At 69.1% G+C, this 25,934-nt stretch carries 28 protein-coding genes; 21 read left to right on the top strand and 7 right to left on the bottom strand.

Features of this window, described 5'->3' with window-relative positions; translation table 11 throughout:
* Nucleotide 1 precedes the first annotated feature (1 nt).
* The 11 genes from ACFWO8_RS13765 to ACFWO8_RS13715 are packed head-to-tail and all read left to right on the top strand — an operon-like array spanning nucleotide 2 to nucleotide 11,896.
* Nucleotides 2-1,279 (top strand): MlaD family protein, encoded by a 1,278-nt coding sequence (locus tag ACFWO8_RS13765; RefSeq protein WP_378949559.1) that lies wholly within the window; start codon nucleotides 2-4, stop codon nucleotides 1,277-1,279.
* Nucleotides 1,276-2,313, top strand: coding sequence for an MlaD family protein (locus ACFWO8_RS13760; protein ID WP_378949556.1), 1,038 nt, complete (start codon nucleotides 1,276-1,278; stop codon nucleotides 2,311-2,313). The genes ACFWO8_RS13765 and ACFWO8_RS13760 overlap by 4 nt, the downstream gene beginning before the upstream one ends.
* Nucleotides 2,314-2,320: 7 nt before the next feature.
* On the top strand, nucleotides 2,321-3,370 hold the full coding sequence (locus ACFWO8_RS13755; protein ID WP_378949553.1) for an MCE family protein: 1,050 nt from the start codon (nucleotides 2,321-2,323) through the stop codon (nucleotides 3,368-3,370).
* Nucleotides 3,367-4,470, top strand: coding sequence for an MCE family protein (locus ACFWO8_RS13750; RefSeq protein WP_378949549.1), 1,104 nt, complete (start codon nucleotides 3,367-3,369; stop codon nucleotides 4,468-4,470). The genes ACFWO8_RS13755 and ACFWO8_RS13750 overlap by 4 nt, the downstream gene beginning before the upstream one ends.
* On the top strand, nucleotides 4,467-5,573 hold the full coding sequence (locus ACFWO8_RS13745) for an MlaD family protein (RefSeq protein ID WP_378949546.1): 1,107 nt from the start codon (nucleotides 4,467-4,469) through the stop codon (nucleotides 5,571-5,573). Before ACFWO8_RS13750 ends, ACFWO8_RS13745 begins: the two co-directional genes overlap by 4 nt.
* Nucleotides 5,570-6,844 carry an MlaD family protein gene (locus ACFWO8_RS13740; protein WP_378949543.1) on the top strand — a complete coding sequence of 425 codons (1,275 nt, stop codon included), beginning with the start codon at nucleotides 5,570-5,572 and terminating at the stop codon, nucleotides 6,842-6,844. Before ACFWO8_RS13745 ends, ACFWO8_RS13740 begins: the two co-directional genes overlap by 4 nt.
* Before the next feature lie 50 nt (nucleotides 6,845-6,894).
* The gene (locus ACFWO8_RS13735; RefSeq protein WP_378949540.1) at nucleotides 6,895-7,515 is read left to right on the top strand and encodes a hypothetical protein; all 621 of its coding nucleotides are present in this window, start codon (nucleotides 6,895-6,897) and stop codon (nucleotides 7,513-7,515) included.
* A 57-nt stretch (nucleotides 7,516-7,572) separates the two neighbouring features.
* Nucleotides 7,573-8,850 (top strand): cytochrome P450, encoded by a 1,278-nt coding sequence (locus ACFWO8_RS13730; RefSeq protein ID WP_378949537.1) that lies wholly within the window; start codon nucleotides 7,573-7,575, stop codon nucleotides 8,848-8,850.
* Between the two features lie 44 nt (nucleotides 8,851-8,894).
* Nucleotides 8,895-9,728 carry a mycofactocin-coupled SDR family oxidoreductase gene (locus tag ACFWO8_RS13725; RefSeq protein ID WP_378931320.1) on the top strand — a complete coding sequence of 278 codons (834 nt, stop codon included), beginning with the start codon at nucleotides 8,895-8,897 and terminating at the stop codon, nucleotides 9,726-9,728.
* Between the two features lie 10 nt (nucleotides 9,729-9,738).
* Complete coding sequence (locus ACFWO8_RS13720) at nucleotides 9,739-10,737, top strand: acyl-CoA dehydrogenase family protein (RefSeq protein WP_378949534.1); 999 nt, start codon at nucleotides 9,739-9,741, stop codon at nucleotides 10,735-10,737.
* Nucleotides 10,721-11,896, top strand: coding sequence for an acyl-CoA dehydrogenase family protein (locus tag ACFWO8_RS13715; protein WP_378949531.1), 1,176 nt, complete (start codon nucleotides 10,721-10,723; stop codon nucleotides 11,894-11,896). Before ACFWO8_RS13720 ends, ACFWO8_RS13715 begins: the two co-directional genes overlap by 17 nt.
* A gap of 77 nt (nucleotides 11,897-11,973) precedes the next feature.
* Here ACFWO8_RS13715 and ACFWO8_RS13710 read toward each other — a convergent pair whose 3' ends face one another.
* Nucleotides 11,974-12,522, bottom strand: a complete 549-nt coding sequence (locus tag ACFWO8_RS13710) for a carboxymuconolactone decarboxylase family protein (protein ID WP_378949528.1) — start codon at nucleotides 12,520-12,522, stop codon at nucleotides 11,974-11,976.
* 79 nt (nucleotides 12,523-12,601) lie between these two features.
* On the opposite strand from ACFWO8_RS13710, the gene ACFWO8_RS13705 reads away from it, so the two are divergent.
* Complete coding sequence (locus ACFWO8_RS13705; protein WP_378949525.1) at nucleotides 12,602-13,189, top strand: hypothetical protein; 588 nt, start codon at nucleotides 12,602-12,604, stop codon at nucleotides 13,187-13,189.
* A 139-nt stretch (nucleotides 13,190-13,328) separates the two neighbouring features.
* The gene (locus tag ACFWO8_RS13700) at nucleotides 13,329-14,822 is read left to right on the top strand and encodes a class I adenylate-forming enzyme family protein (protein WP_378949522.1); all 1,494 of its coding nucleotides are present in this window, start codon (nucleotides 13,329-13,331) and stop codon (nucleotides 14,820-14,822) included.
* Nucleotides 14,823-14,847: 25 nt separating this feature from the next.
* On the opposite strand, the gene ACFWO8_RS13695 is transcribed toward ACFWO8_RS13700, so the two are convergent.
* Both ACFWO8_RS13695 and ACFWO8_RS13690 read right to left on the bottom strand, forming a co-directional pair.
* A complete protein-coding gene (locus ACFWO8_RS13695) occupies nucleotides 14,848-15,654 on the bottom strand; it encodes an acyl-CoA thioesterase (protein WP_378949519.1) in 807 nt (268 codons plus the stop codon).
* A gap of 43 nt (nucleotides 15,655-15,697) precedes the next feature.
* Complete coding sequence (locus ACFWO8_RS13690) at nucleotides 15,698-16,375, bottom strand: TetR/AcrR family transcriptional regulator (RefSeq protein ID WP_378949516.1); 678 nt, start codon at nucleotides 16,373-16,375, stop codon at nucleotides 15,698-15,700.
* Between the two features lie 100 nt (nucleotides 16,376-16,475).
* Between ACFWO8_RS13690 and ACFWO8_RS13685 the strand changes: the two genes are divergently transcribed.
* Nucleotides 16,476-17,348, top strand: coding sequence for an acyl-CoA thioesterase (locus ACFWO8_RS13685; RefSeq protein ID WP_378949513.1), 873 nt, complete (start codon nucleotides 16,476-16,478; stop codon nucleotides 17,346-17,348).
* 14 nt (nucleotides 17,349-17,362) lie between these two features.
* Nucleotides 17,363-17,755 carry a DUF427 domain-containing protein gene (locus ACFWO8_RS13680; RefSeq protein WP_378949510.1) on the top strand — a complete coding sequence of 131 codons (393 nt, stop codon included), beginning with the start codon at nucleotides 17,363-17,365 and terminating at the stop codon, nucleotides 17,753-17,755.
* Here ACFWO8_RS13680 and ACFWO8_RS13675 read toward each other — a convergent pair.
* The gene (locus ACFWO8_RS13675; RefSeq protein ID WP_378949507.1) at nucleotides 17,698-18,072 is read right to left on the bottom strand and encodes a hypothetical protein; all 375 of its coding nucleotides are present in this window, start codon (nucleotides 18,070-18,072) and stop codon (nucleotides 17,698-17,700) included. The genes ACFWO8_RS13680 and ACFWO8_RS13675 overlap by 58 nt on opposite strands.
* Before the next feature lie 128 nt (nucleotides 18,073-18,200).
* Here ACFWO8_RS13675 and ACFWO8_RS13670 point away from each other — a divergent pair, with 128 nt between their 5' ends.
* Nucleotides 18,201-19,046 carry an HpcH/HpaI aldolase/citrate lyase family protein gene (locus ACFWO8_RS13670; protein ID WP_378949504.1) on the top strand — a complete coding sequence of 282 codons (846 nt, stop codon included), beginning with the start codon at nucleotides 18,201-18,203 and terminating at the stop codon, nucleotides 19,044-19,046.
* A gap of 14 nt (nucleotides 19,047-19,060) precedes the next feature.
* Here the strand turns inward: ACFWO8_RS13670 and ACFWO8_RS13665 are convergent, their stop codons facing one another.
* From ACFWO8_RS13665 to ACFWO8_RS13655, 3 genes are read right to left on the bottom strand one after another with little or no spacing between them, the layout of a single operon-like run.
* Nucleotides 19,061-20,116, bottom strand: a complete 1,056-nt coding sequence (locus tag ACFWO8_RS13665; protein ID WP_378949501.1) for a dihydrodipicolinate reductase — start codon at nucleotides 20,114-20,116, stop codon at nucleotides 19,061-19,063.
* A 31-nt stretch (nucleotides 20,117-20,147) separates the two neighbouring features.
* Nucleotides 20,148-20,714, bottom strand: a complete 567-nt coding sequence (locus ACFWO8_RS13660; protein ID WP_378949498.1) for a twin-arginine translocation pathway signal — start codon at nucleotides 20,712-20,714, stop codon at nucleotides 20,148-20,150.
* Entirely contained in the window at nucleotides 20,711-21,430 is a 720-nt protein-coding gene (locus ACFWO8_RS13655; protein WP_378949495.1) for a hypothetical protein, read from the bottom strand. Before ACFWO8_RS13655 ends, ACFWO8_RS13660 begins: the two co-directional genes overlap by 4 nt.
* Nucleotides 21,431-21,590: 160 nt before the next feature.
* On the opposite strand from ACFWO8_RS13655, the gene ACFWO8_RS13650 reads away from it, so the two are divergent.
* From ACFWO8_RS13650 to ACFWO8_RS13630, 5 genes are all read left to right on the top strand, one after another.
* Nucleotides 21,591-21,893, top strand: a complete 303-nt coding sequence (locus tag ACFWO8_RS13650) for a hypothetical protein (RefSeq protein ID WP_378931297.1) — start codon at nucleotides 21,591-21,593, stop codon at nucleotides 21,891-21,893.
* A 207-nt stretch (nucleotides 21,894-22,100) separates the two neighbouring features.
* The gene (locus tag ACFWO8_RS13645) at nucleotides 22,101-22,898 is read left to right on the top strand and encodes an MlaE family ABC transporter permease (protein ID WP_378949492.1); all 798 of its coding nucleotides are present in this window, start codon (nucleotides 22,101-22,103) and stop codon (nucleotides 22,896-22,898) included.
* Nucleotides 22,899-22,911: 13 nt separating this feature from the next.
* Nucleotides 22,912-23,757 (top strand): ABC transporter permease, encoded by an 846-nt coding sequence (locus ACFWO8_RS13640; protein ID WP_378949488.1) that lies wholly within the window; start codon nucleotides 22,912-22,914, stop codon nucleotides 23,755-23,757.
* A gap of 10 nt (nucleotides 23,758-23,767) precedes the next feature.
* A complete protein-coding gene (locus ACFWO8_RS13635) occupies nucleotides 23,768-24,913 on the top strand; it encodes an MCE family protein (RefSeq protein ID WP_378949485.1) in 1,146 nt (381 codons plus the stop codon).
* Nucleotides 24,910-25,932 (top strand): MCE family protein, encoded by a 1,023-nt coding sequence (locus ACFWO8_RS13630; RefSeq protein ID WP_378949482.1) that lies wholly within the window; start codon nucleotides 24,910-24,912, stop codon nucleotides 25,930-25,932. Before ACFWO8_RS13635 ends, ACFWO8_RS13630 begins: the two co-directional genes overlap by 4 nt.
* Nucleotides 25,933-25,934: the final 2 nt, after the last annotated feature.

The following is a 25,934-nucleotide window of genomic DNA, read 5'->3' as shown; positions in this document are numbered from 1 at the left end:
CGTGTCGGTGCTCTTCGAGAAAGACGGACGCGGCCCGGCGGGCTGGCTGCTGCTGCTGCGCGGGGTCGTGGTGCTGGTGGCGGTCACGGCGTTGGTCACCGTGCTGCTGATGAAGTCGACCGGGCGTTTCGACGAGAAGGTCGAGGTTACCGCCGTACTGGAGCAGCTCGGCGACGGCCTGCCCGCCCGTTCGGATGTGAAGTTCCGCGGGATGCTGGTCGGCATCGTCGACGGGGTGACCCCGGCGAACGGCGGCACGGCCAACCGGGTCCGGCTGCTGCTGGACCCTGTTGCGGCCCAGGGTGTTCCGCGTACCGTGACGGCACGGGTGGTGCCGAGCAACGTCTTCGCCGTCTCCTCGGTCCAGCTCGTCGACAACGGCCCCGGCCCCGCGCTCACCGCGCACAGCGAGATCCATCAGGACACCAGTCTTTCCACCGTGCAGTTGCAGACCGCGCTGACCAAGCTGCGCGAGATCATCGCCGCCACCGCGCGCATCGGCAACGCCGACACGATCGGTGTGCTGGCCGCCGTGGCCGAGGCGACCGACCGGCGTGGTGGCGATCTGGTCGGCGCCGGTGCCCGGCTCGACCGCATCACCAAGGAATTCGATGCGCTGCTCACCCCCGACGGTGGCCCGCCCACGCTGACCATGCTGGCCGATTCGGTCCGTGGGCTCAGCGCCGCCGCACCCGAACTGCTCGACGCGCTGCACCAGGCCGTCGTGCCGATGCGCACCTTCGCCGAACAGCACGACGAGCTGGCCGGCCTGCTCACCGCGAGCGGGACCACGCTCGGTACCGTCGGTGCGACCCTGGATCGCCGCACCGACCAGCTCACCGGGATCGTGCACCAGATGGGCCCGGTGCTGGACGTTTTCGCGGCGGGCTCGCCGTCGTTCAGTCAGATCGTGGTGAGTATCCGCAAGCTCTCGGACCTGTGGTACGCCGAGTTCTGGAACGCCGACAGTCCGCGTGGCCGTGGCAAATTCCAGTTCCGCCTCACCCCGCACACCCCGTACACCCGGGCCGATTGCCCGCGCTACGGGGAACTGGCCGGTCCGAGTTGCGCGACCGCGCCCACCTCGGTGCCGATCGAGGAGGTACCCCCGGTCATGGACCCGCGGACGTATCCGACCCCGCCCGAGCTCGCCGGCGAATTGCCGTCGGAGATCAAGACATTGATCGAGCAGGCGCTGGGTGGCACCCACAACGGTGCCGAAGCCCTGCTGGCGCCGTTACTGGCCGACGGTCCGCTACCGATGGGAGTCCCGCGATGAGTTACCGCAAGCCGCTCATCGGGGTGAGCCTGTTCGTGACGGTCGCGATGGCGCTGATCTGGGTGACGTATGTGACCCTCGATCGCGGCATCAACGGCGACACCAAGCCGTATTCCGCGGTTTTCGGCGACGTCAGCGGCCTGCGGGTCGGCGACGACGTGCGGATGGCCGGGGTGAGGGTCGGTCGGGTCGACGGCATCGAACTGGCCGGTGTGCAGGCCCGCGTGCGGTTCCGGGTGGCCGAGGACCAGGTGCTCTACGGCAACACCAAGGCCTCGATCACCTACCAGAACGTCATCGGCCAGCGCTATCTCGGCCTCGCGCTCGCCGAGTTCGGCGACGCGCGGCCGCTGGCGGCGGGGACCGAGATCCCGCTGGCACACACCGAGCCGTCCTTCGACATCTCCGGTCTGCTCAACGGATTCGAGCCGTTGTTCGGTGGGCTCGATCCCGCGCAGGTGGACAACGTCACCGGCGCGCTGATCAAAGCCCTGCAGGGCGATCAGACCTCGCTCGTGCTGCTGGTCGAACAGGTGTCGTCGCTGGCGGAGTCGCTGGCGGGCCCCGATCAGGTGCTCGGTGCGGTGATCACCAATCTGAGCCGGGTGGTCGGCGACCTCGCGCACCGCAGCGGCGAGGTGAGCGGGCTGATCAGCCAGTCGCGGGCGATCATCGGCGGCCTGGCCGAACACCGTGACGAACTGCTGGGCACGCTGGATTCGGCGGCGCTGGTCACCGGCCGGATGGCCGGGCTGCTCGAGGACATGGAACCGGATCTGAACGCGATGCTCTACCGCGAGCCCGGTTTCACCCGGCACTTCGAGGAGAACAAGGAGAACTTCGCCTACCTCGGCTTCAATCTGCCCGCGCTGATGAAGGGCCTGGCGCGGGTCAGCCAGGAGGGCTCGTATCTGAGCACCTACCTGTGCAACTTCAACATCACCCTGCTGCCCTCGCTCGTGGCGCTGGTACCGACGGTGGTCGGTCTCGCCACGCCGAGCGGGCAACCCGAGTATTCACCGATCTGTAGGTGAGGCGACCATGAAAGAAACTGTCCGACAATGGATCCGGCTGGCCGGACGACCGATCGAGGAGCACCGCAAGGTGGTGCTCGGAGTGGGTGCGGTCGCGGTCCTGGTCGCGGTGACCCTCGGCGCGGTCGGCGTGCACGCGCTCGGCGTCGGCACCACGCGCTACGAGGCGGAGTTCGCCCAGGCCGCGGGCATCAGCAGCGGTGACGCGGTGACCGTCGCGGGTGTCTCGGTCGGCACCGTCGGCGGCACCCGGCTGGCCGGCGACCGGGTTGTGGTCGAACTCGACATCGACTCCTCGGTGCCGCTGGGCGCCGCGACCGGGGCGGCGGTCAAGCTCACCACCCTGCTCGGTGCCCGCTACGTGGAACTGCGGCCTGCGGGGGAGGGTGCGCTGCCGGATCGGCGGATCACCTTGGAGCACACCGAAGTTCCCTACGATCTGCAGATCGCGTTGGACAACGCCACCGTCACCTTCGACCAGATCGACGCCGCCCGGATCGGCGACTCGCTGACCGCGCTGGCCACTCAGCTGGACGGCGTGCCGTCGGTCCTGCCCGCCATGCTGGCCAACCTGCGCACGCTGGCCGCCGTGGTCGGCGATCGGCGCGGGGAGATGAGCGCGCTGCTGACGAGCACCGCAGACCTCACCGCCGTGATCAACCGCCAGCAGGCCGACCTGGCCGCCGTGATGGTCCAGGGCCGTGACCTGCTCACCGAGATCGTCGCCCGCCGTGACGCGGTGGTCGGCTTGATGAACGCCACCCGCGACCTCGCCGATCAGGTACGCGCGCTGGTGGTCGAGGACCGCCCGGCGGTGGACAGCCTGCTGGCCGGACTCGACGGCCTGCTCGGCAGTCTCGCCCGCAACGACGAACTGCTGCGCAACACCCTCGAGATCCTGCCCATCCCGATCCGCAACTTCGCCAACGCCTCCGGCACCGGCAACGAGGTCGACTTCACCGCACCGGCCGGACCGCTCATCGATTCGTGGATGTGCGCGCTGGGTGGGCGCGCGCAGATGGTCAATCTTCCCCCCTACTTCGAGGACTGCCGATGAGAGCCGCACGTGCACTGCTCGGCGCCGCTGTCGTGCTGGCGATCGGCGCGGCGGCCGGATTCGCCGACAGCCCGATCCAGGGCGAACGCCGGACCACGGTGACCGCCCTGTTCGACAACGCCGCCGGGCTCTACGTAGGCAACGCGGTAGCGGTACTCGGGATGTCGGTAGGAGAGGTGACCGCCGTGCAGCCGCGTGGGTCGCACGTGGAGGTCACCCTGGCGGTGGACCGCGATGTCGAGATACCCGCCGATGTCAGGGCGGTGACCCTGTCGACGTCGGTGCTCACCGACCGGCACGTCGAACTCACCCCGGCCTACCGGGGCGGACCCACCCTGGCCGACGGCGCGCGCCTCGGCCTGGACCGCACCCGCACCCCGATGGAGTTCGACCGGCTGCTCGGCGCCGCCGACCGGATGGCCGGTGAGCTCGAAGGCGAACGGCCGGGCGACGGGCCGGTCGCGCGGCTGCTCAGCGCGTCCTCGGCGATCGCCACCGGCAGCGGCCCGCAACTGCGCGACACCCTCGATCAGCTCGCGGCGGCGGTGAAGCTCGGCGAGGACGGCGGCGACGCCACCCGCGAGACCCTCACCCACCTGGTTGACCAGCTCGCCGCCCTGATGCGTGCCGCCGCCGCCAACGAGCAGACCATCCACGAATTCGGTACCGCCACCGGGCAACTCGGCGACGTCGTCGCCGATCTCGGGATCGGCACCGGCGGCACCGGCGCCCAGCTCGTCGAGATCCTGCGCCGGACCGACACCTTGCTCGCCGAGAACGCCGGTGTCCTGCAGACGACGGTGGCCAACACCGCCACGGTGACCAAGGCGCTGGCCGACTATCGCGGTCAGCTCGCCGAGTTCATCGATGTGACGCCGCTGTTGCTCAACAACGCCTACGGAGCCGTCGATTTCGAGTACCGCGGGGTGCGCGTGCACGCGCTGCTGGACAAGGTCTTCTTCGACGGTCAGCTGGTCAAGGAGGTCTGCAATATCCTCGGACTGCGCCAATTGGGGTGCGCGACCGGGACATTGCAGGACTTCGGCCCCGACTTCGGGATCACCGACATGCTCGAGGCGATGTCGAGGATGCCCCGATGACGCCCCCGCGTGGCTCCCGTATCGCGGCGCTCGCGCTCGCGGCCCTGTGTTCGGGCACCGGCTGTGCTGTCGGGCTCGGCGACCTGCCGCTGCCCGCACCCGGCGGCGGTAGCGAGAACTACACCGTCCGAGCCGATTTCGCGAACGCGCTGAACCTGCCCGCGAAGGCGAAGGTCCGGCTCTCGGGCGCCGAGATCGGCGAGGTGACCGAGATGGCGGTGCGCGACTACACCGCCGTGGTGACGCTGAGCATCCGTCCCGATGTGCGGCTGCCGCTGGGGACCACCGCCGAACTGCGAACCGCCACCCCGCTGGGCGATGTGTTCGTCGCGCTGACCGCACCCGTCGACGCCACGGCGGACACCCCGGCGCTGGCAGACGGCGACCGCATCGCCCGCGAGCACACCTCCGCCGCTGCCACCGTCGAAGAACTGCTCACCACGGCCTCGCTGCTGGTGAACGGCGGCGCCATTCGCAATCTCACGACCATCGTCAACGGGCTCGGCCGCGCCGTCGGCGATCGCGGTGACCGGATGGCCGAGCTGATCGCGCAATCGACCAATGTGGTCCAGGCGCTCGCTGCCCGCTCCGACGACATCCGCGCCACCCTGTCCGAGGTCGACCGGCTCGCACGCACTCTCAACGAGCAGACCGGCACCATCGACGATGTCCTCACCTCGGCCGGGCCCGCGCTGACCACCCTGCGCGCCAACTCCACCCAGGCGCTCTCGCTGGTAGGCGAGGTCGACCGCCTCTCGCGACAGCTCGCGAAGTTCCCCGGTCTCGACGGTACCGAGACCACCGGCATGATCGCCGACATCAACCGCATCGCCGAGCAACTCAACACCGCGGCGACCAACCCGAATGCCAGTGTGGCGGCGATGAATTCGCTACTCGGCCCGGTGATCGCAGTCACCACCAGCACCGCGGCCAGCACCGACGCCGACTTCCAGGACCTGGCGCTGGGCATGCTGCCCGATGTCAACCATCCCGGTGATCCGGAGAGCAGGCTGCCAGACGCGCGGGACTGGACGAACTTCATCGGCACGCTCACCTACACCCTGCTGCGCCTGCAGGGCCGCATCACCGGAGCGGGCCGATGAGCGCGGGGGAGACGGTGGCCCGTGTCATGGTCGCGACGGTGCGGGCGGTCCGGGCGCGGCGTGCGACGGCTTCGGTCCTGTCACTGGTGCTGATCCTGGTGATCGGCATCGGCTACTTGGCTTTCGGCGCACTGGGCGTGAATCCGGCCGCCGCGACCTACCGCGTGCGAGTCCACCTCGCCGATTCCGGTGGGCTGTTGGCCGGTCGCACCGTCGCGCTGCGTGGGGTACCGATCGGCACCGTGGAGTCGGTCACGCTCACCGAGCGCGGGCTCGTCGCGGTCGCGGTGATCGACGCGGGGACCGCCGTCCCCGCCGACGGTGAGGTGCGGGTGGCGAGCCTGTCGCTGGCCGGCGAGCAGTACCTGGACTTCCGGCCCACCCGCGACGACGGTCCCTTCCTGTCCGACGGCGCGGAGGTGGCGGTGGAACGGACCAGCACACCGACGCCACTGTGGCAGACCCTCGGACAGCTGGATTCCACACTGGCGCAGGTGGATCCGGCACAACTGGCGGCCATCGTCGACGAGTTCGGGGTCGGGCCACAGGGTGCGCAGAAGCTGTCCGACCTCATCGACGGTGGCGTCTTCCTGATCTCCACCCTGGACTCGGTGCTGCCGCAGACCGTCGGCCTGATCCGCGACAGCAGGCAGGTGCTCGGGACCGTGCGCGATCTCACCCCGGGACTCGGCGAATTCGCCACCGACCTGAACCAGGTGCTGACCGGGGCGAGCGCGAAATCCGGTGGCTACGTGGCACTGCTGGACGCGGCGCCGGGAACGTTGCGCGCGTTGGACGCGGTCCTCGCGCAGAACGTGGGCACCGGCGGGCATCTCCTCGACAATCTCGCGGTGGTCGCCGATGTCACCGGCGCCCGGGTGCCCGCGTTCCAGGAGTTCTTCTTCCCGACCGAGCGCGGCGGTTCCACCCTGGACGCGATCGCGGTCGCCTTCCACGACGGCGGTGTCTGGGGCCTGGTGAACCTGTACCCCCGCTATTCCTGCGACTACGACCTGCCTCGCAGAGCGCCGTCGCTGCCCGATTTCCCCGAGCCGTACGTGTACACGTACTGCCCGAATACCGACCCCTCGGTGCTGATCCGCGGCGCCGCCAACGCGCCCCGCCCGCCCGGCACCGCGATACCTGGCATTCCGCCGCCCGGCGAGAGCCCCACCCGGCAGACGGTGTCGACGCCGATCGGACCACTGTCGCTACCGCTCACCTTTGCCGGCCCGCCATTGCCCGATCCACCCCCGGCACCGACGCGATGACCGGACCAGACCACAGCCCCAGCCCGATCCCTACCGCGAGGAACGACACCATGAGTGACACCGACACAGTAGTAGCCGACCGGAAGACCGACGAGACCACCGACGACGAGCCTAAAGAGATTGTCGAGGAGGGTGGTTCGTCGTCGACGCCCGAACGGCCCACGCGCTCGGGGGGTTTCGTACGCCGGCTGCGTTCGGTACGCGGCGCACTGCTGCCCGTGCTCGGACTCGTCGCGGTCGTAGCCCTCGCCGCTGCCGCGATCCTGGGCTGGCAGCTGCGCGAGGAGCGTGCGGTGGACGCCGCCGCCGCCGCGGCACTGCAGGCCGCTCGCCCCTACGCGGTGACACTGACCAGCGTCGACTCCGGCCGCATCGACGCCGATTTCGCCGCCGTGCTCGACGGGTCGACCGGCGAATTCCGCGACATGTACACCCGTTCCAGCGGCCAGCTGCGTGAACTGCTGCAGGAGAACAAGGCGACCGGGCAGGGCGCGGTGCTGGAGTCGGCGGTGAAGTCGGCGACCGAGACCGAGGTCGAGGTGCTGCTGTTCATCGACCAGACCGTCACCAACGCCGCCTCCACCGACCCCCGGGTCGATCGCAGCCGGGTCCTGATGACCATGCAGCTCGTCGACGGCCGCTGGCTCGCGAGCCGGGTCTATCTGCCCTGATCTCGGCGGGCATCCGGCCCGTGCCCTTTCCCCCTGTTGTTTGCGAGGAGTATCCGAATGACCGATTTCGACACCGTCGACTACTTCACCGATCCGGCCCTGGTGCCCGATCCCCACCCCTACTTCGATCACCTGCGCGCGAAATGCCCGGTGACGAAGGAGTCGCAGTACGGGGTGTACGCGGTGACCGGTTACGCCGAGTCGGTGGAGGTGCTGCGCGACGCGAACCTGTTCTCCTCGGCCATCGCCGTCGGCGGCCCGTTCCCGCCGCTGCCCTTCGCCATCGAGGGCGACGACATCAGTGAGCTGCTCGAACAGCACCGCTCGAAACTGCCGATGTACGAGCACATGGTCACGATGGACCCGCCGCAGCACACCTACGCGCGGTCGCTGCTCAACCGGCTGCTCACCCCGGCACGGCTGAAGGAGAACGAGGAGTTCATGTGGCGGCTGGCCGACCGCCAGCTCGACGAGTTCCTGTCGGCGGGCAAGTCGGAGTTCCTCGTCGACTACGCCAAGCCGTTCTCGCTGCTGGTGGTGGCCGACATGCTCGGGGTGCCAGAGGAGGATCACGAGCAGTTCCGGATCGTGCTCGGCGCCGAGCGCCCCGGCACCAGGGTCGGCGCGCTCGACAACGAGATCGTCGCGTCCAATCCGCTGGAATGGCTCGACGAGAAGTTCGTCGGCTACATCTCCGAGCGCCGCGAGAACCCGCGCGACGACGTGCTGACCTCGCTCGCCCTGGCGAAGTACCCGGACGGCTCCACCCCCGAGGTGATCGACGTGGTCCGCTCGGCCACCTTCCTCTTCGGTGCGGGCCAGGAGACGACCGCCAAACTGCTCAGCGCCGCCATGCGGATTCTCGGCGATCATCTCGAGGTGCAACAGGCATTGCGCGAGGATCGCAGCCTGATTCCCGCGTTCATCGAGGAGACCCTGCGGATGGACGCGCCGGTGAAGTCCGGCTTCCGGCTCGCCAAGCGCGCCACCACCGTCGGTGACGTGGACATCCCGGTCGGCTCGACGGTGATGGTGTGCCCCGGTGCGGCCAACCGCGATCCGCGCCGCTTCGAGAACCCGCACGAATTCCAGCTGGGCCGCACCAACTTCCGCGAGCACATGGCCTTCGGGCGTGGCGTGCACTCCTGCCCCGGCGCCCCGCTCGCGCGCGTCGAGGGGCGGGTGTCGATCGAGCGGATCCTGGACCGGATGCTCGACATCGGCATCGACGAGAGCCGGCACGGCCCCGCAGGCGACCGGAACTACACCTACGAGCCGACGTTCATCCTGCGCGGCTTGTCGAACCTGCACATCACCTTCACCCCCAATCCCTGAAAAGCCCACGGACGCTGGGTTTCCGAGAAGAAGAGAGGTTCACGATGACCGGACGAGTAGAGGGCAAAGTCGCTTTCATCACCGGCGCGGCGCGCGGCCAAGGCCGCAGCCACGCGGTACGGCTGGCCCAGGAGGGTGCCGACATCATCGCCATCGATGTCTGCAAGCAGCTCGACAACGTGCCCTTCCCCATGTCAACGCCCGAGGATCTGGCCGAGACCGCGGAACTGGTGAAGGCCGAAGGCCGACGGGTGGTGACCGCCGAGGTCGACGTGCGCGACTACGACGCGCTCAAAGCCGCGGTGGACAGCGGTGTCGAGCAGCTGGGCAAGCTCGACATCATCGTCGCCAACGCCGGCATCGGTAACGAGGGTGGTGCGCTGGCCGACCTCGACGAGACGCTGTGGGACGACATGATCGCCGTCAACCTCGGTGGCGTGTGGAAGACCGTGAAAGCCGGTGTCGGGCACCTGGTCGCGAACGGTGGTGGCGCGGTCGTGCTGACCGGTTCGGTGGGCGGGCTCAAGGCCTACCCGAACGTCGGGCACTACGTGGCGGCCAAGCACGGTGTGGTCGGGCTGATGCGCACCTTCGCCGTGGAGCACGGGCATCAGTCCATTCGCGTCAACTCGGTGCACCCCACTCACGTGAGCACCTCCATGCTGCTCAACGAGGGCACCTACAAGCTGTTCCGCCCCGATCTGGAGAGCCCGGGCCCGGATGATCTGAAGCCGATCTGCCAGATGTTCCACACGCTGCCCACGCCGTGGGTGGATCCGGTGGATGTCAGCAACGCGATCCTGTATCTGGTCTCCGACGAGGCGCGGTTCATCACCGGTGTCTCGCTGCCGGTCGACGCCGGCAGCATGCTGAAGTAGCGGAGCGGCGATGCTGTTCGAGTTCGACTCCGAGCAGCGGCTTCTGCGCGAGATCGTGCGTGAGGTCGCGGCCAAACAGTGCCCGCCGTCCCTGATCCGGGACATCGCGGACAAGGGCGCCGACCCGGGCGCGCTGTGGCAGACCTATGTCGGTCTCGGCTGGACCGAACTCACCGACCCGGGTGCCGCGGTCGAGCTGGGCATCGTCTGCGAGGAGCTGGGCCGGGCCACCGACCCGACGCCGTTCCTCGCGACGATGACACAGTTCGCGCCGCTGGTGCCGGGCGCCGCCCACCTCGACCGGCCGGGCGCGGCGGTGTACCGCGGGGTCACCGCCGCCCGCGACGGCGCGGGCTGGCGCCTGTCGGGCACTGCCCATCAGGTGCTCGACGGTGACCGGGCCGAGCAGCTCGCGGTGGTCACCGACGCGGGGGTCTTCGTGGTCGGCGCCGAGGTGGTGAACGCCCGCCGCACACCGGTTTTCGACCCGGTGCTGCATCTGGCCGAGGTCACCTTCGACGGGGTCGCGGTGGGTCGGGCCGACCGGGTCGAGGTCGAGGTGGCGCGGGCCCGTCAGGTCGCGCTCACCGGGCTCGCGCTGACCACGGTCGGTGCCTGCCACCGGATTCTGGACCTGGCACTCGACCATGTGCGGGGACGCAAGCAGTTCGGGGTGCCGATCGGGTCGTTCCAGGCGGTGCAGCACAAGGCCGCCGACATGCACGTCGCGATCGAACGGGCCAGGGCACTCGGCTTCTTCGCCGCGCTGTGCCTGGCCGCCGACGACCCCCGGCGGCGGCTGGCGGCGTCGATGGCCAAAGCCGCTGCGGGAGAATGCCAGTCGCTGGTGTTCCGGCACGGTGTCCAGCTCTTCGGCGCCATGGGCTTCACCTGGGAGAACGACCTGCAGTTCGCGCTCAAACGCGCGAAGGCGGGCGAACTGCTGCTCGGTGGCGCCGCCGAGCACCGCGCACTCGTGACGGAGGAATATCGTGCAACTCAGCTTTGATCACGACGTCGAGGCCTTCCGCGCGGAGTTCGTCGCCTTCCTCGCCGAGCATCTGCCCGGGGAGGAGGAGGCGGCGCAACGCTCGGAATCCAGTGCGCACGTACCGGACTGGGCCCGGCGCTGGCAGCGGCTGCTCTTCGACAACGGGTGGCTGCTGCCCGGCAACACCCCGGAATTCGGTGGCCGCAACGCCTCGGTGCTGCAGCAGTACGTTTTCCACGAGGAGCTGTCCAAGCGGCGGATCTATCACAGTTTCAATCCGCAGGGCGTCGGCATCATCGCCGCCTCGCTGCTGTCGTTCGGCACCGCCGAACAGCAGCGGCAGTGGGCGATCCCGATCCTGCGCGCCGAGATCACCGCCGCGCTCGGGATGAGCGAGCCGGGCGCCGGTTCGGATCTGGCCGGACTGCGGACCAAGGCGGTCCGCGACGGTGACCACTACGTGGTGGACGGGCAGAAGGTCTGGACCTCCGGCGCACACCACGCCGATGTACTGCTCACCTTCGTGCGCACCGACCCGGATGCCCCCAAGCACAAGGGGATCAGCGTGCTGCTGATCCCGACCGGCGCCCCTGGCGTGACCCGGCGGCCGTTCCCGTCGGCCTGCTCGCCTGACGACCTGGATTTCAACGAGGTCTACTTCGACGGTGTCCGGGTGCCGGTGGCCAACCGGGTCGGGCCCGAGAACGAGGGCTGGTCGGTGGCCAATGGCTCGCTCGGGCACGAACGCACCCTGCTGTGGCTGGGATTCGCCGATCGCCTCCAGGATCTGCTCGGCGACTTCCGGCCGCGCACCGAGCTCGACCGTGACGCCTACGCGGGCCTGGTGATGGACAGCTACGCGCTTCGGCTGCTCGGTTCGGCCGCCTTGGCCAGGGAGTCGCGCGGCGAACAGGATGTGCCCGCGCTCTCGGTGCTCAAGGTGCTCGGCTCCGAGGCGGTGCAGTCGGCCGCCGAACGGGCGCTCGACGCCGTCGGCGCGGACGGGCTGGCGCACCCGACGGTGACCTCGCCGCCGAATCCGCTGAATCTGGAGCACTTCTCCGGCGGCTGGTTCGAGCGCTACCTGCGCAGTTTCTCCGGGACCATCGCCGGTGGCACCTCGGAGATCCAGCGCAATATCATCGCGCAACGAGTACTCGGCCTGCCACGAGCCTGAACCGGGCCGGGCCCGAGCTGTGGGCTCGGGCCCGGCTCAGGGATCCGCGCGGGCCGGTGGGCCCGCGCGAATCCTCGTCAGTGCTGTGGCCGTCCCGCGGTCTCGTCCTGTGCGACACCGAAGGTGTTGAACGCCATGGCCAATGTCGTGTAGCAGCCGACCGTGAAGACGAAATCCATGCGCTGGCGGTCGTCGAGCCGGGCGCCGAGCGCGGTCCACGTCTCGTCGGACAGTGCCGACTTCTCGTCCAGTTCATCGACCGCGTCGAGGACGAGGCGATCGAACTCGTCGGGCGCCGCGCCGACCCGACGGGCCGCGTCGATCTCGGCATCGGAAAGACCGGCCGCCCTGCCCATTTCGGCGTGATGCTGCCATTCATAGGCACACTCGCGGCGGTGGGCCACGCGCAGGACGGCCAGCTCGCGCAACCGGGGTTCGAGGGTGGAGCCGAACAGCAGGTGGGTGTTGAACCCGAGGAAGGCGCGGGTCAGCCGGGGATGGCGGACCAGGACCGACAGCGCGTTGCCCGCCTGCGCCGGGTTGCGCCGCTCCTTGGGCAGCATGCGCGACAGTGCCGCGTCGACCTCGTCGTCCCACTGGTCCTCGGGAAGCGGGGGCAGGGCCATGGCGGCCTCCTCTCCGGCGCAGGCACAACCACACGCCATTGGCAGTTCAATTCTTCTCAGATGAGAATATACTTCTCCAATGACTGCACAGGACTTTCGCGGAGCTGCGACCCGATCGGCGCCGCGGCGGCGGGCCGAGATCCGGCGCAACCATCTGCGCTATCGCCTCGCCGTGGTCGCGGGCACCGCCGCCGATGTGGTGCGGCACGCGGGCGGCTGGCTGTGTGACCGCACGATGGCGGGCTGGGAAGTCACGGTGGTGCTGGCCGATTCCCGCGATGCCGACGCGGTGGAGATCCTCGGCGCGAGCGTGCTCGATCTGGACACCTCGCTCGGCGCGGCGGTGCACGATCCGTGGCCGCACGCGCTGGCCGTCGCGACGGATCTGTTCACCGCGGATCCCCGAGTCCGCGCCGGCCTGCTCGACTGCCTGGACAACGGCCGGGCCGAAGTCGTGATGTGGGGCGAAGTGGTCCCGCCGAGCCTGGACGACCGGCTCGACACCGTGCACCACCGAATCAGCGTGGCAGCGCAGACCTTCAAGGACTGCGCGCTGGCCGCAGTGGGGTTGCCCGTGGTCACGGGGGAGGCGAGCGAGCAGTTCCGTTGCGGTGAACTCCTGGTCACAGGAGCTTGGGGCGCAACGGATCTCGTCTCGATCGGGTGAGTCGCCGGTCCCGTTGCCCGCGCGGTGGCAGCAGCTATGAATATGATATTCTCCCAAAAGGAGAATGCAATATCGCAGTACCGGCCGCGTGGACAGCCATCGGCATGCCGTCGGGCGGTACGCGTGGAGAGGGTGCGACATGAGCATTTCGCTGCTGCTGGACATGGCCACATCGAGCGATCCGGACCGCTGTGCGGTGGCTTGCGGCGAGACCCAGTGGACGGCAGCCGAATTGAGCGGGCTGGTCGGGGGTGGCGCCGCGGTGCTGACCGGTTCCGGGGCCCGCAGCCTCGCCTATGTGGGCACCGGCGGGCATCTGCTGCCACTGCTGTTGTTCGCGGCCGCCGGTGCGGCGGTGCCCTTCACGCCGTTGAACTACCGCCTCAGCGCCGAAGCGCTCGGTGCGCTCATCGCCCGGCTGGATACGCCGCTGCTCGTCTGCGACGACGAGTACCACGACATCGTCGCGCGCGAAGTCTCCGGTGTCACCGTGCTGCGTGCGGAGGAGTTCCTGGCGCAGGCCACGACCGCCGAATCCGCCACTGCGGTCGCGGATCCCGACCAGGTGGCGGTCGTGCTGTTCACCTCCGGCACCACCTCGACGCCCAAGGCAGTCGAACTCACCCATAACAACCTGTTCAGCTACATCACCGGCACCGTCGAATTCGCCTCCGCCGCACCGCAGGACGCGGCCCTGGTGTGCGTGCCGCCGTACCACGTCGCCGGCGTCGGCGCCGCCATGTCGCACCTGTACGCGGGCCGAAAAGTGGTGTACCTGCGAACCTTCGACGCAGCGGAATGGATCGCCGCGGTGCGCCGGGAATCGGTGACCACGGCCACCGTCGTGCCCACCATGCTCGCCCGCATCGTCGCCGAGCTCGAGCGCACCGGCGCGACGCTGCCCTCGCTGCGGACCCTCGCCTACGGCGGTTCCAAAGTCGCTCTGCCGCTGCTGCGGACCGCCCTGCGGCTGCTGCCCGACGTCGGCTTCGTCAATGCCTACGGCCTGACCGAAACCAGTTCCACCATCGCGGTTCTCGGGCCCGAGGAACACCGCGCGGCCCTGGCCGCCGACGACCCGGTACTCGCCCACCGGCTGGCGTCGGTCGGCACCCCCGTCCCCGGCATCGAACTGCAGATCCGGGACGAGCACGGCACCGTGTTGCCGGCCGGCGCGACCGGCGAACTCTATGTGCGCGGGCCGCAGGTGTCAGGCCGCTACACCGGCATCGGTTCGGTTCTCGACGCGAACGGCTGGTTCCCGACCAGGGACGTGGCCGTGCTCGACAGCGACGGATTCCTGTACCTCGGTGGACGTTCCGACGACACCATCATCCGCGGTGGCGAGAACATCGCGCCCGCCGAGATCGAGGACGTGCTGGTGGAACATCCGCAGGTCCGCGAGGTCGCGGTGATCGGCATCGACGACGTGCAGTGGGGCCAGATCATCGTGGCGGTCGTCGTGCCCGGCGGTGACCACACGCCGGACCCGGAGGAGCTGCGCGGGTTCGCCCGCGCGGGCCTGCGCGGCTCGCGCACCCCGGACCGGGTCGTCTTCCGTGACTCGCTGCCCGCCACTCCCACCGGAAAGATCCTGCGGCGCGATCTGGTCGTGGAGTACAGCGGGCAGTGAGGGCGTGCCCGGGCCCGGGCCGCCCTCACGACCGCAGCCGGAACATCGCTTCCTGGGCATAGGAGGCCACCAGCTGTCCGTCCTCGGTGAGAATGTCGCCGCGGCCGAAGATGCGGCCACCGGCCAGGATCGGGCTGTGCTGGCGCAGTACCTGCCAGCCGTCGCTGCGGACGGGGCGGTGGAACCACAGGGTGTGGGTGGTGACCGCCGACAGGAAGTCGGTGCCGTTGCCGGTGTGGCTGATTCCCTCCTCTGCCCGCAGAGCCGTGCCGATCAGTGTCAGATCGGTGGCGTAGGCGGTGAGTGCCGCGCCCAGCTCCGGCTCGATCGGGGGAGTGCGCATCCACAGGGTGTAGTCGGGTGCCGAGACCTCGGTGCTGTCGAGGTCGTCGGTCGCGCGTGCCTCCCAGGGCAACAGGGGCATTTCCACCCGGTGCTCGGGGCCGGGGAGCGGCCCCACCTCGGGCAGGCTCTGGCGCTGGGAGCCATCCTCGGGAGCATGAAGTGAGGCAACGGCTGTCGCGATCACCTGCTCGCCCTGGCAAGCGAGGAGTGAGACGGTGGCGAACGAGCGGCCTGCCTGCAGGATGTTCACGTGATAGCGAATCGGGGTGTCGGAGCGGCCTTCTCGCGGGAACGCGGTGTGCAGCGACTTCACCGTCTTGTCCGGACAGGCGAGATGGGCCGCCACCATCAGTTGTCCCAGGACCTGGCCGCCGAAGACCCGGTGATACGGGAGGGCTTGGTTCCCGCCTTCCAGGGCGATGTTGTCGATACCGACCACCGGTTTCAGTTCGAGGCAGGCGAGCAGGTCGTTCCACATGTCAGACATCGCCCCAGTGTAATTCAAATTCCGTTATGGGAGAATGTGATTCTCACCCGGTCGGCGCGGTGATGCCACGCGCGCAGAAGGTCCAGATCTCTTCGGCGGTGAGTGGCCGTCCTTCGCCCACGGAGGCTCCGGGGGTCATGGCCATGTGCATCGTCATGGCGGCCATTCGTCGCGGGTGCAGGTCGCCGCGCAGGCAGGCGGCCTCGCCTGCCTCGGTCACCAATTCGGCGAACATCGTGAACAGCGCGGCATGCGCCGAGCGGACCTCGGCCGGATCGGACCCGGTCAGCTGCGGTGCGAATTCGGCGAACAACGGCCGGTGCGCATCGGGGTCGGGGCGGCACAGCTGGAACAGCAATACCACTGCGGTGCGCAACTTTTCGAGCGGATCGGTACGACTCGCGGTGGCCGCGCGGATCTGTGCGGTCGTCCTGCCGACGGCATCCTCGTAGAGCGCGAGCAGCAGCTCGTGCTTGCCGTCGAACTGCAGGTAGAAACTGCGCAGCGACTGCCGCGAGCGGTCGACGACCTCCTGCACTGTGAAGTCGGTGGTGCCGCGCTCGGTGATAATGGCCTGGGCGGCGTCCAGGAAGCGCTGCACCCGCTCGCCTGCCCGCTGGGTCGCGGTGCGCAGTGACCGCTCGACGGCGCGCTGCTTCCAGGCGGGCTGCTCGCCGCGGCTGCCTGTGGCGCCGTGGGGTGGGTCATGACGGATCGACACGAGGTGCCTCCGTTCGCGTCTGGCGACTGTATGGAGTATCCATTACCGTATTGTAAGAATGACATTCTCGCCGGACAACTGGGATAGCAGAGGGGGCGATATGACGATCACGCCTGAGCAGGAGACGTCGTCGGTGGCGCGGATGCTGCGCATCTTCGATGTCGAGCCGGACGGCCCGGACTGTTTCACCGGCGTCAGCGACGGTGGTTCGCGACAGGTGGTGGACGGTACCCAGCTGCTGGCCCAATCGCTGGTCGCGACCGCGAAGACGGTGCCGGAGAAGGTGCTTCGATCCGCACACGCGGTGTTCACCCGTGCCGTCGACCCCGCCGTCCCGGTGCGGTTCGTGGTCGAGGTGACACATCGTGGCCGGAGCATGGCCGCAGCCGTGGTCTCGGTCGAGCAGGCGGGCAGGCGGTGCGCCACCGTCTCGGTCCTGGCCGATGTGCCCGCGGCCGATGTCGTGCGCCACCACGTTCCGCGTCCCGCGGTCGCGGGGCCGGCCGCCGCGCTGCCCGCGGACATGGCGATGACCGGCCGGGAGCTGCGCATCGTCGGGGTCGCGGACGTCAACGATCCCGACGAGGTCGGGCCGCCGGAACTGCATGCCTGGCTGCACTACGACCCGGTGCCCGGGCGCGACGACCTGGTCAAGGCGCTGCTGGCCCACTTCACGGGGCACCTGTCGGTCTCCACCACGTTGCGCGCGCATCCCGGAATCGGTACCGCGCAGGCGCATCACAGTCTGTCGACGGCGGTGCTGACGGTCGCGGTCCGCTTCCATGAACCGGTCGACTGGAGCGGCTGGCTACTGTATTCCCACGAGAGCATCCAGGTCGGCGCAGGCATGTCGTGCGTGCGCGGGCTGGTACACACCGAGGACGGCCGACTGCTCGCCTCCTTCACTCAGGAGGCGATGATTCGCGGCCTGCGAATCGACGACGACGCCGTGCCCGCCGCGGCCCGGCTCTGAGGAGGAGAACGCCGATGACCGCACACCGAGGGTTCCTCGAGCGCCCCGACTACCGGGTCGATATCCACGCCCGCCGCAATCTCGTCACCGTGCGACTCGACGGCACACTGCTCGCGGAATCGACCCGAACTCTCCTGGTCGACGAGCAGGACCACGGCCTCGTCTTCTATGTGCCGCGGGCCGACATTCGGGTGCCGCTGTCCCGCGCGGAGGGGTTCACCAGCACCTGTCCGTTCAAGGGCGTGGCGACCTACTGGCGGTTCGAGGGTGACGGCGGTGAGCCGCTGGTGTGGAGCTATGAAGATCCGGCCCCGCAGGTGGCGCGGTTGCAGGGCCATGTGGCGTTCTATCAGGATCGGGTGATCCTGCGAGTCGGCGTCGCCACCCCCGCGGTGAGCGGACGCTGACCGACCGGAGCGTCGGTCCCGGCCTGCTTGCCGGAAGTGTTGCGCGGACGTGGCGTTCCGCGCCAGCCGCACGGCAGCCCGCATGTCGGCAGCAGGGTCGTGGCAACACGTCCGTCCCCGAGGGCGACGACGGTCTCGGTGGCCTCCGCGGGGTAATCGCACGCCGGGCACCGTTCGAAGAAGTCGAGGGCTTGGCGCACCAGTACCCGCGCGCGGGGCTCGGCCTGTTCGATGAGGGCGGGTGCCGACCGAGGGCGGCGACTGCGGGGTGGACCCGAGCGCCCGGTGACATCGCGGGGATCGATTCGAGTGCGCATGATCGTTCCGTATCTCTCGATCGAGTGAGAATGACATTTCCACTATAGACATGACTCTCTTGCATGTATCGAGGATTACGGCTGAGAACTATTGCGATAGCTGCGAGAATGACGTTATCGTGCGAGGTATGGAACGATCTATCGAAGCCGATCGGTGGGAACCCGCGGGGCCCGTGTGGCTGTTCTGTCCGGCGGATCGCCCGGAACGGTTCGCCAAGGCGGCGGCCTGCGCCGACATTGTGATCCTGGACCTGGAGGACGGCGTCGGCGCGGACGCGAAAGCCGCGGCACGCGAGGCGATCCGGGACAGCCGCCTCGATCCGGCGCGCACGGTGATCCGGATCAACCCCCTCGATTCACCGCAGGTCGACCTCGATCTGCGTCTGCTCGAGCAGACGCCCTACCGCATGCTCATGCTCCCGAAGGCCGAGACCGGTGACCTGCCCGCGGTGCTGGACGGCTACGCCGTCATCGCGCTGGTCGAAACACCGGCCGGTGTCCGGCGGGTCGACGAGATCGCCGGAGCCCCGCGCGTGGTCGCGGTGATGTGGGGCGCCGAGGACCTGGTCGCCGCCCTGGGCGGCAGCTCGTCACGGCGGGCCGACGGCACCTACCGCGATGTCGCCCGTCAGCTGCGGTCGACGACGCTGCTCGCCGCCAAGGCGCAGGGCAAACTCGCCGTCGACGGTGTCTACCTCGACATCCCCGATCTCGACGGTCTGGCTGCCGAAGCCGAGGACGCTGTCGCCTCCGGCTACGACATCAAGGTCGCATTGCATCCCACGCAGGTCCCGGTCATCGCCGGCGCCTTCCGCCCCGAGGCGGACGAGTTGGAGTGGGCGCGGCGCGTACTGGCCGCGGCGGAGCATTCGCGGGGAGTCTTCGCGGTCGACGGCCGGATGGTCGACGCGCCCATCCTGAGTCACGCAAACCGGATCGTCGCCCGGGCGGACTCGACCCGCGTCGCGGGGTGACCACCGGCTGGGAATCAGCCGGTGGTCACCGCCGACGGTGGCAGATCGAGGCTGGTGCGGATACCGGGCGGCGCCGTGCACAGGGCCGGGATCGTGCGGGCCGCGTGCTGGGCGGTGTGGGCGGGGGAGAGCCCGGTGGGTGACCGATCGGGGGCGGGCGTGCGCACCATGATCTCGACGGGCCCGCCCTCGCCCGTGAGCGTGGCGCGCCAGCCGTTGTGTTCGAGCGGCCACGCGGGGTCGAGGTCCGGCACGCGGTACCAGGTCGCCCGGTAGACGACGCGCGGGACCGCGGCGTGACTGCCTACCAGCGACAACCGGTACGCGCCGACGGTTCCGGCGGATATCGGTCCACAGTTGGTTTCCGTCGGGCGCGCGGCGACGGCGTAGTCGCCACCGACCTCGATCGTGTCGATCGCGAGCCCGAGACCATCGGCGACCAGGCGCAGCGACGGGCCGAAGCTCTGCTGGAAACGGATCAGCGCCCGCTGATCCAGGTGGCTCGGGCAGCGAGTGCCGAAGCCGGCGATATCGGGAACCGGTGCGGCCGGGTCGCTGTGGGTGAGGTCGGTGTACTCCTCGATCGTCACGGTGTCGACGCGGCGCTGGACCGCGCCGATCGTGATCGGCATCAGCTCGGTCACGAAACCCGGGCCGACACCGGTGCTGTGCAGCGAGGCACGGCCCGCCCAGCAGGCGGATTCCAGGCGGGCGCACAGCGTGCGCTCCATGCTGTCGGGATGGTGCAGGTCGCTGCGGGTGGTGATCACGTTGATCCCGGCCATCAGCATCCGGCACACCGTGTCGGCGTCGAACACGCGCGGCATATAGAGCACGCAGTCCGGGGCGAGCGTCAGTACGTCCTGGGCGGTGCGCAGGGCAGGGGCGTCCTCGCCGTGAGCGCCCGCGCCCGGGTGTGGGTCGGTGCGGACCGCGAGCAGGTCGAGACCCGGGTGCTCGCCGACCGCGGCAGCGAGATGGCGCGCGAGCCGCCCGGCGGACCACACGACAACCGTGTAGCGGCGTGGGGTCGGTCGTATCGCGGTGCGGTACAAGGTATCCGGTTCCACGGCAGTGCCTTTCGGTAGTGCGCCGCCCGCGTCAGACGGGTTCGAACGAGGAGATGCGCCAGTTCTTGTCGACCTTGGTCAAGGTGACCCGGACACTGCTTGCCGTGATCGCCGGATCGGGCTTCTCGGCACTGGTGGTGGTCTGGTTGACGAACACCAGGACCACCGCCCGGTCGGGGGTGATCTCCGCGGCCGCGGCCCGCACGACGGCCGCGGCGGTGGCCACCGACTTCTCCTTGGCCGCCGGCGCGACGACCTGCTGGGTGAACTGGCTGTAGTAGGCCAGGAAGTCGCCGGTGAGATGAGTTCTGGCGGAGGCGAAGTCCTCGTCGATGGTGTCCGGTTCGTAGGAGAGCAGGGCGACGGTTCCGGTCGTGGCGGCCTCGACCGCGGTCTGCTCGGCGGCGGTGTCCACGGCACTGTCCGGGCGGTACTGCACCGACCACAGGGTCACGGCCACGATCGCCGCCGCCGTGGTCAGCGCGAGCAGCGCCGCGATCCGTGCTTCGGCGCGGAGCAAGCCGATGGCACCGCGCACTCCGGCGGTGAACCGGCTGCGGCGGGAGTTCTGCTGGGGTGCGGGGGATTCGGTGCTCATGGGACGAACTCGACCTTCGACATCTTGAGCTGGTCGCCGTCGCGTGTCACCGTGACGCTCAGGCGCCACGTGCGCGGTTCCTGCTGGGCGCCGGCGGAATTGGTGACCTGCGAGGTGGCCGCGACGAGCACCACCGCGGAGTCCTCGGTCATGGACTCCACAGCCGCGGCGGTCACCCGGCCCGCGGTGGCGACCTTGGACTGCTGGATCACGGTGGTGAAATCCGTTGCCCTGCCCTCGAAGTCGCTGCGGAAGGCGCCGGTCGAGAGGTCGAGGACGCGGCGGACATCCTGATCGGCGTGGCTGAAATCGAGTGAGGTCAGCGCGACGACACCCTGTTCGGCCGCCGCGGCGAATTCCGCGGTCCGGTCGGCTTCGCCTGCTGTCCGCTGGTGGTGCCAGGTGAGATAGCCGCTCGCGGCGACGGCGGTGATCAATACGAGAGTGGCTGCCGCCGTGAGTATTCGGCGCCGTCGTCTGCGGGTCGGGACCGGGGGTTCGGCCGCGGGTGGGTCGTCCGGCGCCGGCTCGGGCGGCGGATCGTCGGGCGGCGTGGAGACCGTGGCTCGGTCGTTGATGGTGGCGCGGCGGCGTAGCCGGGCGGCGCGGGCCCTGGCCCGGGCGGCCTCGGCGATCGCTTCGGCGGCGATCGCCTCCTGTTCGGCTTCCAGTGCCTCCAGGCGCAGGGTGTCGGTGTCGTGCTCGTCGAGTTCCATTGTGTCGCGTCCGCTTTCGGTCGATCGGGTCAACACCTCACACCTGCTCCAGCAGTGCGAACGACATTATCAGAATCCGGATGAGCAGAAAGTGAATATGATATTCTCGCTCATGAAGAACGCCGATATCGCAGGTCGGCGTGGGTAGGGAGGTCGAAAGATGGTCACCAGCGGGACGCGGCTTCGCAGTCAGGTCTGTGACACCGAGGTCATCGTGGTCCGTCCGGCGGACAGTCTCGACGACCTGCGGGCCGGTGGCGTGCCGATGGTGCCGCTGGGGACCGCGGTCACCGCCGGGGCCACCCCGCACGTCGACTTCGCCGACGGGAACGTGCTCGGCAAGCGCTACGTCGACGGCGCCGGCGCCGAGATCCTGGTGACCAAGCCGGGCGCCGGGGCGCTCAGTATCGGCACGGTCCGGCTGACCCTCAAGGGCGCCGCGCCGTTGCCCGCGAGCGACTGACATGGGTACCGGCGCGGTCGCCCGGCGCATCGCGCGCACTCAGTGGGTCCAGGTGGTGCTGACGCAGACCGTGGTCGCACTACAGCATCTGGCGATCTCCCTGTGTCCGGTCGAAGACCAGCGCCTCGACTATCCGGTGCGATGTGCCACAGGTCCGTTCGCCACCGATGATCGGCACCGGCCAACACCCCACACACCAGGTACCCGATGAGTTCGGGCGGTTCCCGTTGGGGACGCACGCTGGCCGCCCGGGCGGCCGGGCCGCTGACGGCGGTGGGTGGCTTGTTCGCGATGACGGCCGACGCGGTGCGTTTCGCCTTCCGGCGGCCGTTCCAGACGCGGGAGTTCCTCGAACAGGCCTGGTTCATCGTGCGCGTGTCGATGCTGCCGACCGTGCTGGTGGCGATCCCGTTCACCGTGCTGGTGAGCTTCACCCTCAATATCCTGCTGCGCGAACTCGGCGCCGCCGATCTCAGCGGCGCAGGCGCGGCCTTCGGCGCGGTGACCCAGGTGGGGCCGATGGTGACGGTGCTGATCGTGGCGGGCTCCGGGGCGACCGCCATGTGCGCCGACCTGGGCTCGCGCACCATCCGCGAGGAGATCGACGCCATGCAGGTACTCGGCATCGATCCGGTCCAGCGCCTGGTGACCCCGCGCATGCTCGCCTCCGGGCTGGTCGCGCTGCTGCTCAACAGCCTGGTCTGCCTGATCGGGATCCTCGGCGGCTACACGTTCTCGGTGTTCGTCCAGGACGTGAACCCCGGCGCGTTCGCCGCGGGCATCACGCTGCTCACCGGGCTCGGTGAACTGCTGATCTCCTCAGTGAAGGCGCTGCTGTTCGGCTTCGTCGCCGGGCTGGTGGCGTGTTATCGCGGGCTGATCGTGACCGGCGGGGCCAAGGCGGTGGGCAATGCCGTCAACGAGACGGTGGTCTACGCGTTCATGTTGCTGTTTGTGATCAATGTCGTGGTCACCGCGGTCGGAATCCAGCTGACCGGGCGATGAGCGAGAGGGATCTATGACACTGATCGCACGTTATCCACTGGCCTTGCGGCGGCTACGCCGACCGTTTCTGAGCCTGGCCCGGGTCGGCGACCACGCCATCTTCTACCTCAAGGCGCTGGCCTTCGCGCCCTTCGCGGCGATCCATCACCGGCGCGAGACCATCCGGCTCATCGCCGAGATCAGCATGGGCGCAGGTGCTCTCGCGGTCTTCGGCGGCACGGTCGTGATCGTCGGGTTCCTGACCCTCGCCACCGGCGGCGTTCTGGCGGTGCAGGGCTACAGCTCCCTCGGTGACATCGGGATCGAGGCGCTCACCGGATTCCTGGCCGCCTTCATCAATGTCCGGATCTCCGCGCCGGTGGTGGCCGGGATCGGGCTGGCAGCCACCTTCGGCGCCGGGACCACCGCCCAACTGGGCGCGATGCGCATCAACGAGGAGATCGACGCGCTGGAATCCATGGCGATCGAACCGGTTTCGTATCTGGTGGGTACACGGATCGTGGCCGGGATGATCGCCATCACCCCGCTGTACGCGCTCGCGGTGGTGGCCTCGTTCGTAGCGAGCCGGTTCACCACGGTGGTCCTGCTCGGCCAGTCATCCGGTCTCTACGACCATTACTTCACGACCTTTCTCAACCCCGTCGACCTGGCCTGGTCGTTCGCGCAGGCCCTGCTGATGGCGTTGACGGTGCTGCTCATCCACACCTATTTCGGATTCCACGCCGCCGGCGGTCCGGCCGGTGTCGGTCTCGCGGTGGGCAATGCGGTGCGCACCTCGCTGATCGCGGTGGTCTCGGTGACGCTGCTGATCTCGCTGGCCGTCTACGGCGCCAACGGCAACTTCGATCTCTCGGGTTAGGGGAGGACCGATGCTACGCACCCTGGGGCGGGTCCTCGCCGGGCTGATCGCGATCGGCTGCGGCTGCGCCGTGCTGGCGGGCAGCATCGTGCTGTTCCGCGGCGGGCTCACCGACACCGCCAAAGTGACGGTGATCGCGCAGCGCGCGGGACTGGTGATGAACCCGGACGCGGACGTGAAGATGCGCGGGGTCACCGTCGGCCGGGTCACCACCATCCGGGAGCGCTCCGACGGCACCGCGGCACTGGAACTGGCGGTGGACACCGACACCCTCGCGCTGATCCCCGCGGACGTGCGGGTCGCCATCGCCTCGACTACGGTGTTCGGCGCCAAATTCGTCCAGCTGAGTCCGCCAGAACGGCCGGTGGCCGGTTCGTTGCGGGCCGGTCAGGTGCTCACCGCTGACAGGGTGACGGTCGAGATCAATACCGTCTTCGAACAATTGACCACGGTGCTGGCGGCCGTCGAGCCGGCGAAACTGAACGCCACCCTCGGCGCGATCGCCACCGCCACCCGCGGTCGCGGCGCCGAAGTGGGCGCGATGCTCGGCGACCTCGAGCGGTTCCTGGCGACGCTCGAACCGGCCCTGCCCGCGCTGCGCACCGACCTCGCCCTGGCGCCGCCGGTCCTGAACGCCTACGCGAATTCCGCTGGCGCACTGGTGGATACCGCGCGCAATGCCACCGCGATCAGCCGCACACTGATCGACGAGCAGCGCAATCTCGACGCCCTGCTGGTGTCGCTGATCGGGTTCGCCGACACCGGCAACCGGGTCATCGACACCAATGCCTCCGCACTCGCCCGGTCTCTGGATCTGCTGGTGCCCACCACCGCGCTCACCAGCGAATACCGTGAGGCGCTGTACTGCTCGCTCGACGGCTTCGGCCTGCTTGCCCACTCCAAGCCCGTCGACGTACCCGGTCTGGGGCTCTCGGCGAACTTCCTGTGGGGCATCGACCCGTACAAGTACCCGGAGAACCTGCCCAAGGTGGCCGCGACCGGTGGGTCGCAGTGTTCGGTGCTGCCGGTCGGCTACGAGGAGAAACCACCGTTCGTGGTGGCCGATGTCGGGGCCAACCCGTTCGCGCGCGGCAACGAGTCGCTGATCCTCAACGTGGACAACCTGTCCCAGCTGCTGTTCGGTGGTGCGCGATGAGCCGCCGCAACGCGCCACTGATGAAATTCGGGATCTTCGCGGTCGTGATGATGGTGCTGTCCGGTTTCCTGGTGATGGAGTTCGGGCAATACCGCGGCGGCGAAACCGACTCCTACACCGCGCTGTTCACCGATGTTTCCCGGCTGCGCACCGGTGACTCGGTGCGGGTCGCGGGCGTACAGGTGGGCAAAGTGCACAGCATCGAACTGCTCGCCGACCACACTGTGCGGGTCGGCTTCGACGCCGACACCACCCTGCACCTGAGCACCGGCACCGCCGCCGCGGTGCGCTACCTCAATCTCGTCGGCGACCGCTACCTGGAACTGACCGATGCCGCCGGCGTGCACGAGCGGCTCGGGCCCGGAACGGAGATTCCCCGCGAACGTACCGCCGGCGCACTGGATCTCGACCTGCTGCTCGGCGGGCTGAAGCCGGTGGTGCAAGGTCTCAGCGCCCAGGAGGTCAACGCGCTGACCTGGTCGCTGCTCGAGATCGTGCAGGGCAGACAGGGCAGCTTGAATTCGCTGACCGCCGGGACCGCGGCGTTCACCACGACCCTGGCGCGCAACAACGCCGTGGTCGAGCAGCTCATCGACCACCTGAACACCGTGATGACCACGCTGGCCGACGAAGGCGGCCAGTTCGCGGGCACCCTCGACAGACTGCAGAGCCTCACCACCGAACTCGCGCGCGAACGCGAGCCGGTCGGTGCCGCGATCGACGCACTCGACCGCGGCACCGCCTCGGTCGCGGATCTGCTCCTGCAGGCGCGAACGCCGTTGGCGGGCACGGTGAACGAACTGGCGAGGCTGGCACCGCTGGTCGACGACGACAAAGCCACCCTCGACGCGGCCCTGCGACGCGCGCCGGAGAACTTCCGCAAACTCGTGCGCACCGGCGCCTACGGCAATTTCATCCAGTACTACATCTGCGCGATCACCGTCCGGGTGACCGACGCGAACGGTGAAGTGCTCGTGATGCCATGGATCGAACAGACGACAGGACGGTGTAGCCCGTGAGC

Origin of the sequence: Nocardia sp. NPDC058480 (assembly GCF_042720495.1) — a bacterium.
Taxonomy (GTDB): Bacteria; Actinomycetota; Actinomycetes; order Mycobacteriales; family Mycobacteriaceae; genus Nocardia.
This window is presented reverse-complemented; position numbering and strand designations above follow the sequence as displayed.

What these genes read in the sequence shown, in the direction of transcription:
- ACFWO8_RS13760 (WP_378949556.1), top strand. Translation starts at nt 1,276, where the DNA reads ATGAGTTACCGCAAGCCGCTCATCGGGGTGAGCCTGTTCGTGACGGTC.
- ACFWO8_RS13755 (WP_378949553.1), top strand. Translation starts at nt 2,321, where the DNA reads ATGAAAGAAACTGTCCGACAATGGATCCGGCTGGCCGGACGACCGATC.
- ACFWO8_RS13750 (WP_378949549.1), top strand. Translation starts at nt 3,367, where the DNA reads ATGAGAGCCGCACGTGCACTGCTCGGCGCCGCTGTCGTGCTGGCGATC.
- ACFWO8_RS13745 (WP_378949546.1), top strand. Translation starts at nt 4,467, where the DNA reads ATGACGCCCCCGCGTGGCTCCCGTATCGCGGCGCTCGCGCTCGCGGCC.
- ACFWO8_RS13740 (WP_378949543.1), top strand. Translation starts at nt 5,570, where the DNA reads ATGAGCGCGGGGGAGACGGTGGCCCGTGTCATGGTCGCGACGGTGCGG.
- ACFWO8_RS13735 (WP_378949540.1), top strand. Translation starts at nt 6,895, where the DNA reads ATGAGTGACACCGACACAGTAGTAGCCGACCGGAAGACCGACGAGACC.
- ACFWO8_RS13730 (WP_378949537.1), top strand. Translation starts at nt 7,573, where the DNA reads ATGACCGATTTCGACACCGTCGACTACTTCACCGATCCGGCCCTGGTG.
- ACFWO8_RS13725 (WP_378931320.1), top strand. Translation starts at nt 8,895, where the DNA reads ATGACCGGACGAGTAGAGGGCAAAGTCGCTTTCATCACCGGCGCGGCG.
- ACFWO8_RS13720 (WP_378949534.1), top strand. Translation starts at nt 9,739, where the DNA reads ATGCTGTTCGAGTTCGACTCCGAGCAGCGGCTTCTGCGCGAGATCGTG.
- ACFWO8_RS13710 (WP_378949528.1), bottom strand. Translation starts at nt 12,522, where the DNA reads ATGGCCCTGCCCCCGCTTCCCGAGGACCAGTGGGACGACGAGGTCGAC.
- ACFWO8_RS13705 (WP_378949525.1), top strand. Translation starts at nt 12,602, where the DNA reads ATGACTGCACAGGACTTTCGCGGAGCTGCGACCCGATCGGCGCCGCGG.
- ACFWO8_RS13700 (WP_378949522.1), top strand. Translation starts at nt 13,329, where the DNA reads ATGAGCATTTCGCTGCTGCTGGACATGGCCACATCGAGCGATCCGGAC.
- ACFWO8_RS13695 (WP_378949519.1), bottom strand. Translation starts at nt 15,654, where the DNA reads ATGTCTGACATGTGGAACGACCTGCTCGCCTGCCTCGAACTGAAACCG.
- ACFWO8_RS13685 (WP_378949513.1), top strand. Translation starts at nt 16,476, where the DNA reads ATGACGATCACGCCTGAGCAGGAGACGTCGTCGGTGGCGCGGATGCTG.
- ACFWO8_RS13680 (WP_378949510.1), top strand. Translation starts at nt 17,363, where the DNA reads ATGACCGCACACCGAGGGTTCCTCGAGCGCCCCGACTACCGGGTCGAT.
- ACFWO8_RS13675 (WP_378949507.1), bottom strand. Translation starts at nt 18,072, where the DNA reads ATGCGCACTCGAATCGATCCCCGCGATGTCACCGGGCGCTCGGGTCCA.
- ACFWO8_RS13670 (WP_378949504.1), top strand. Translation starts at nt 18,201, where the DNA reads ATGGAACGATCTATCGAAGCCGATCGGTGGGAACCCGCGGGGCCCGTG.
- ACFWO8_RS13660 (WP_378949498.1), bottom strand. Translation starts at nt 20,714, where the DNA reads ATGAGCACCGAATCCCCCGCACCCCAGCAGAACTCCCGCCGCAGCCGG.
- ACFWO8_RS13655 (WP_378949495.1), bottom strand. Translation starts at nt 21,430, where the DNA reads ATGGAACTCGACGAGCACGACACCGACACCCTGCGCCTGGAGGCACTG.
- ACFWO8_RS13650 (WP_378931297.1), top strand. Translation starts at nt 21,591, where the DNA reads ATGGTCACCAGCGGGACGCGGCTTCGCAGTCAGGTCTGTGACACCGAG.
- ACFWO8_RS13645 (WP_378949492.1), top strand. Translation starts at nt 22,101, where the DNA reads ATGAGTTCGGGCGGTTCCCGTTGGGGACGCACGCTGGCCGCCCGGGCG.
- ACFWO8_RS13640 (WP_378949488.1), top strand. Translation starts at nt 22,912, where the DNA reads ATGACACTGATCGCACGTTATCCACTGGCCTTGCGGCGGCTACGCCGA.
- ACFWO8_RS13635 (WP_378949485.1), top strand. Translation starts at nt 23,768, where the DNA reads ATGCTACGCACCCTGGGGCGGGTCCTCGCCGGGCTGATCGCGATCGGC.
- ACFWO8_RS13630 (WP_378949482.1), top strand. Translation starts at nt 24,910, where the DNA reads ATGAGCCGCCGCAACGCGCCACTGATGAAATTCGGGATCTTCGCGGTC.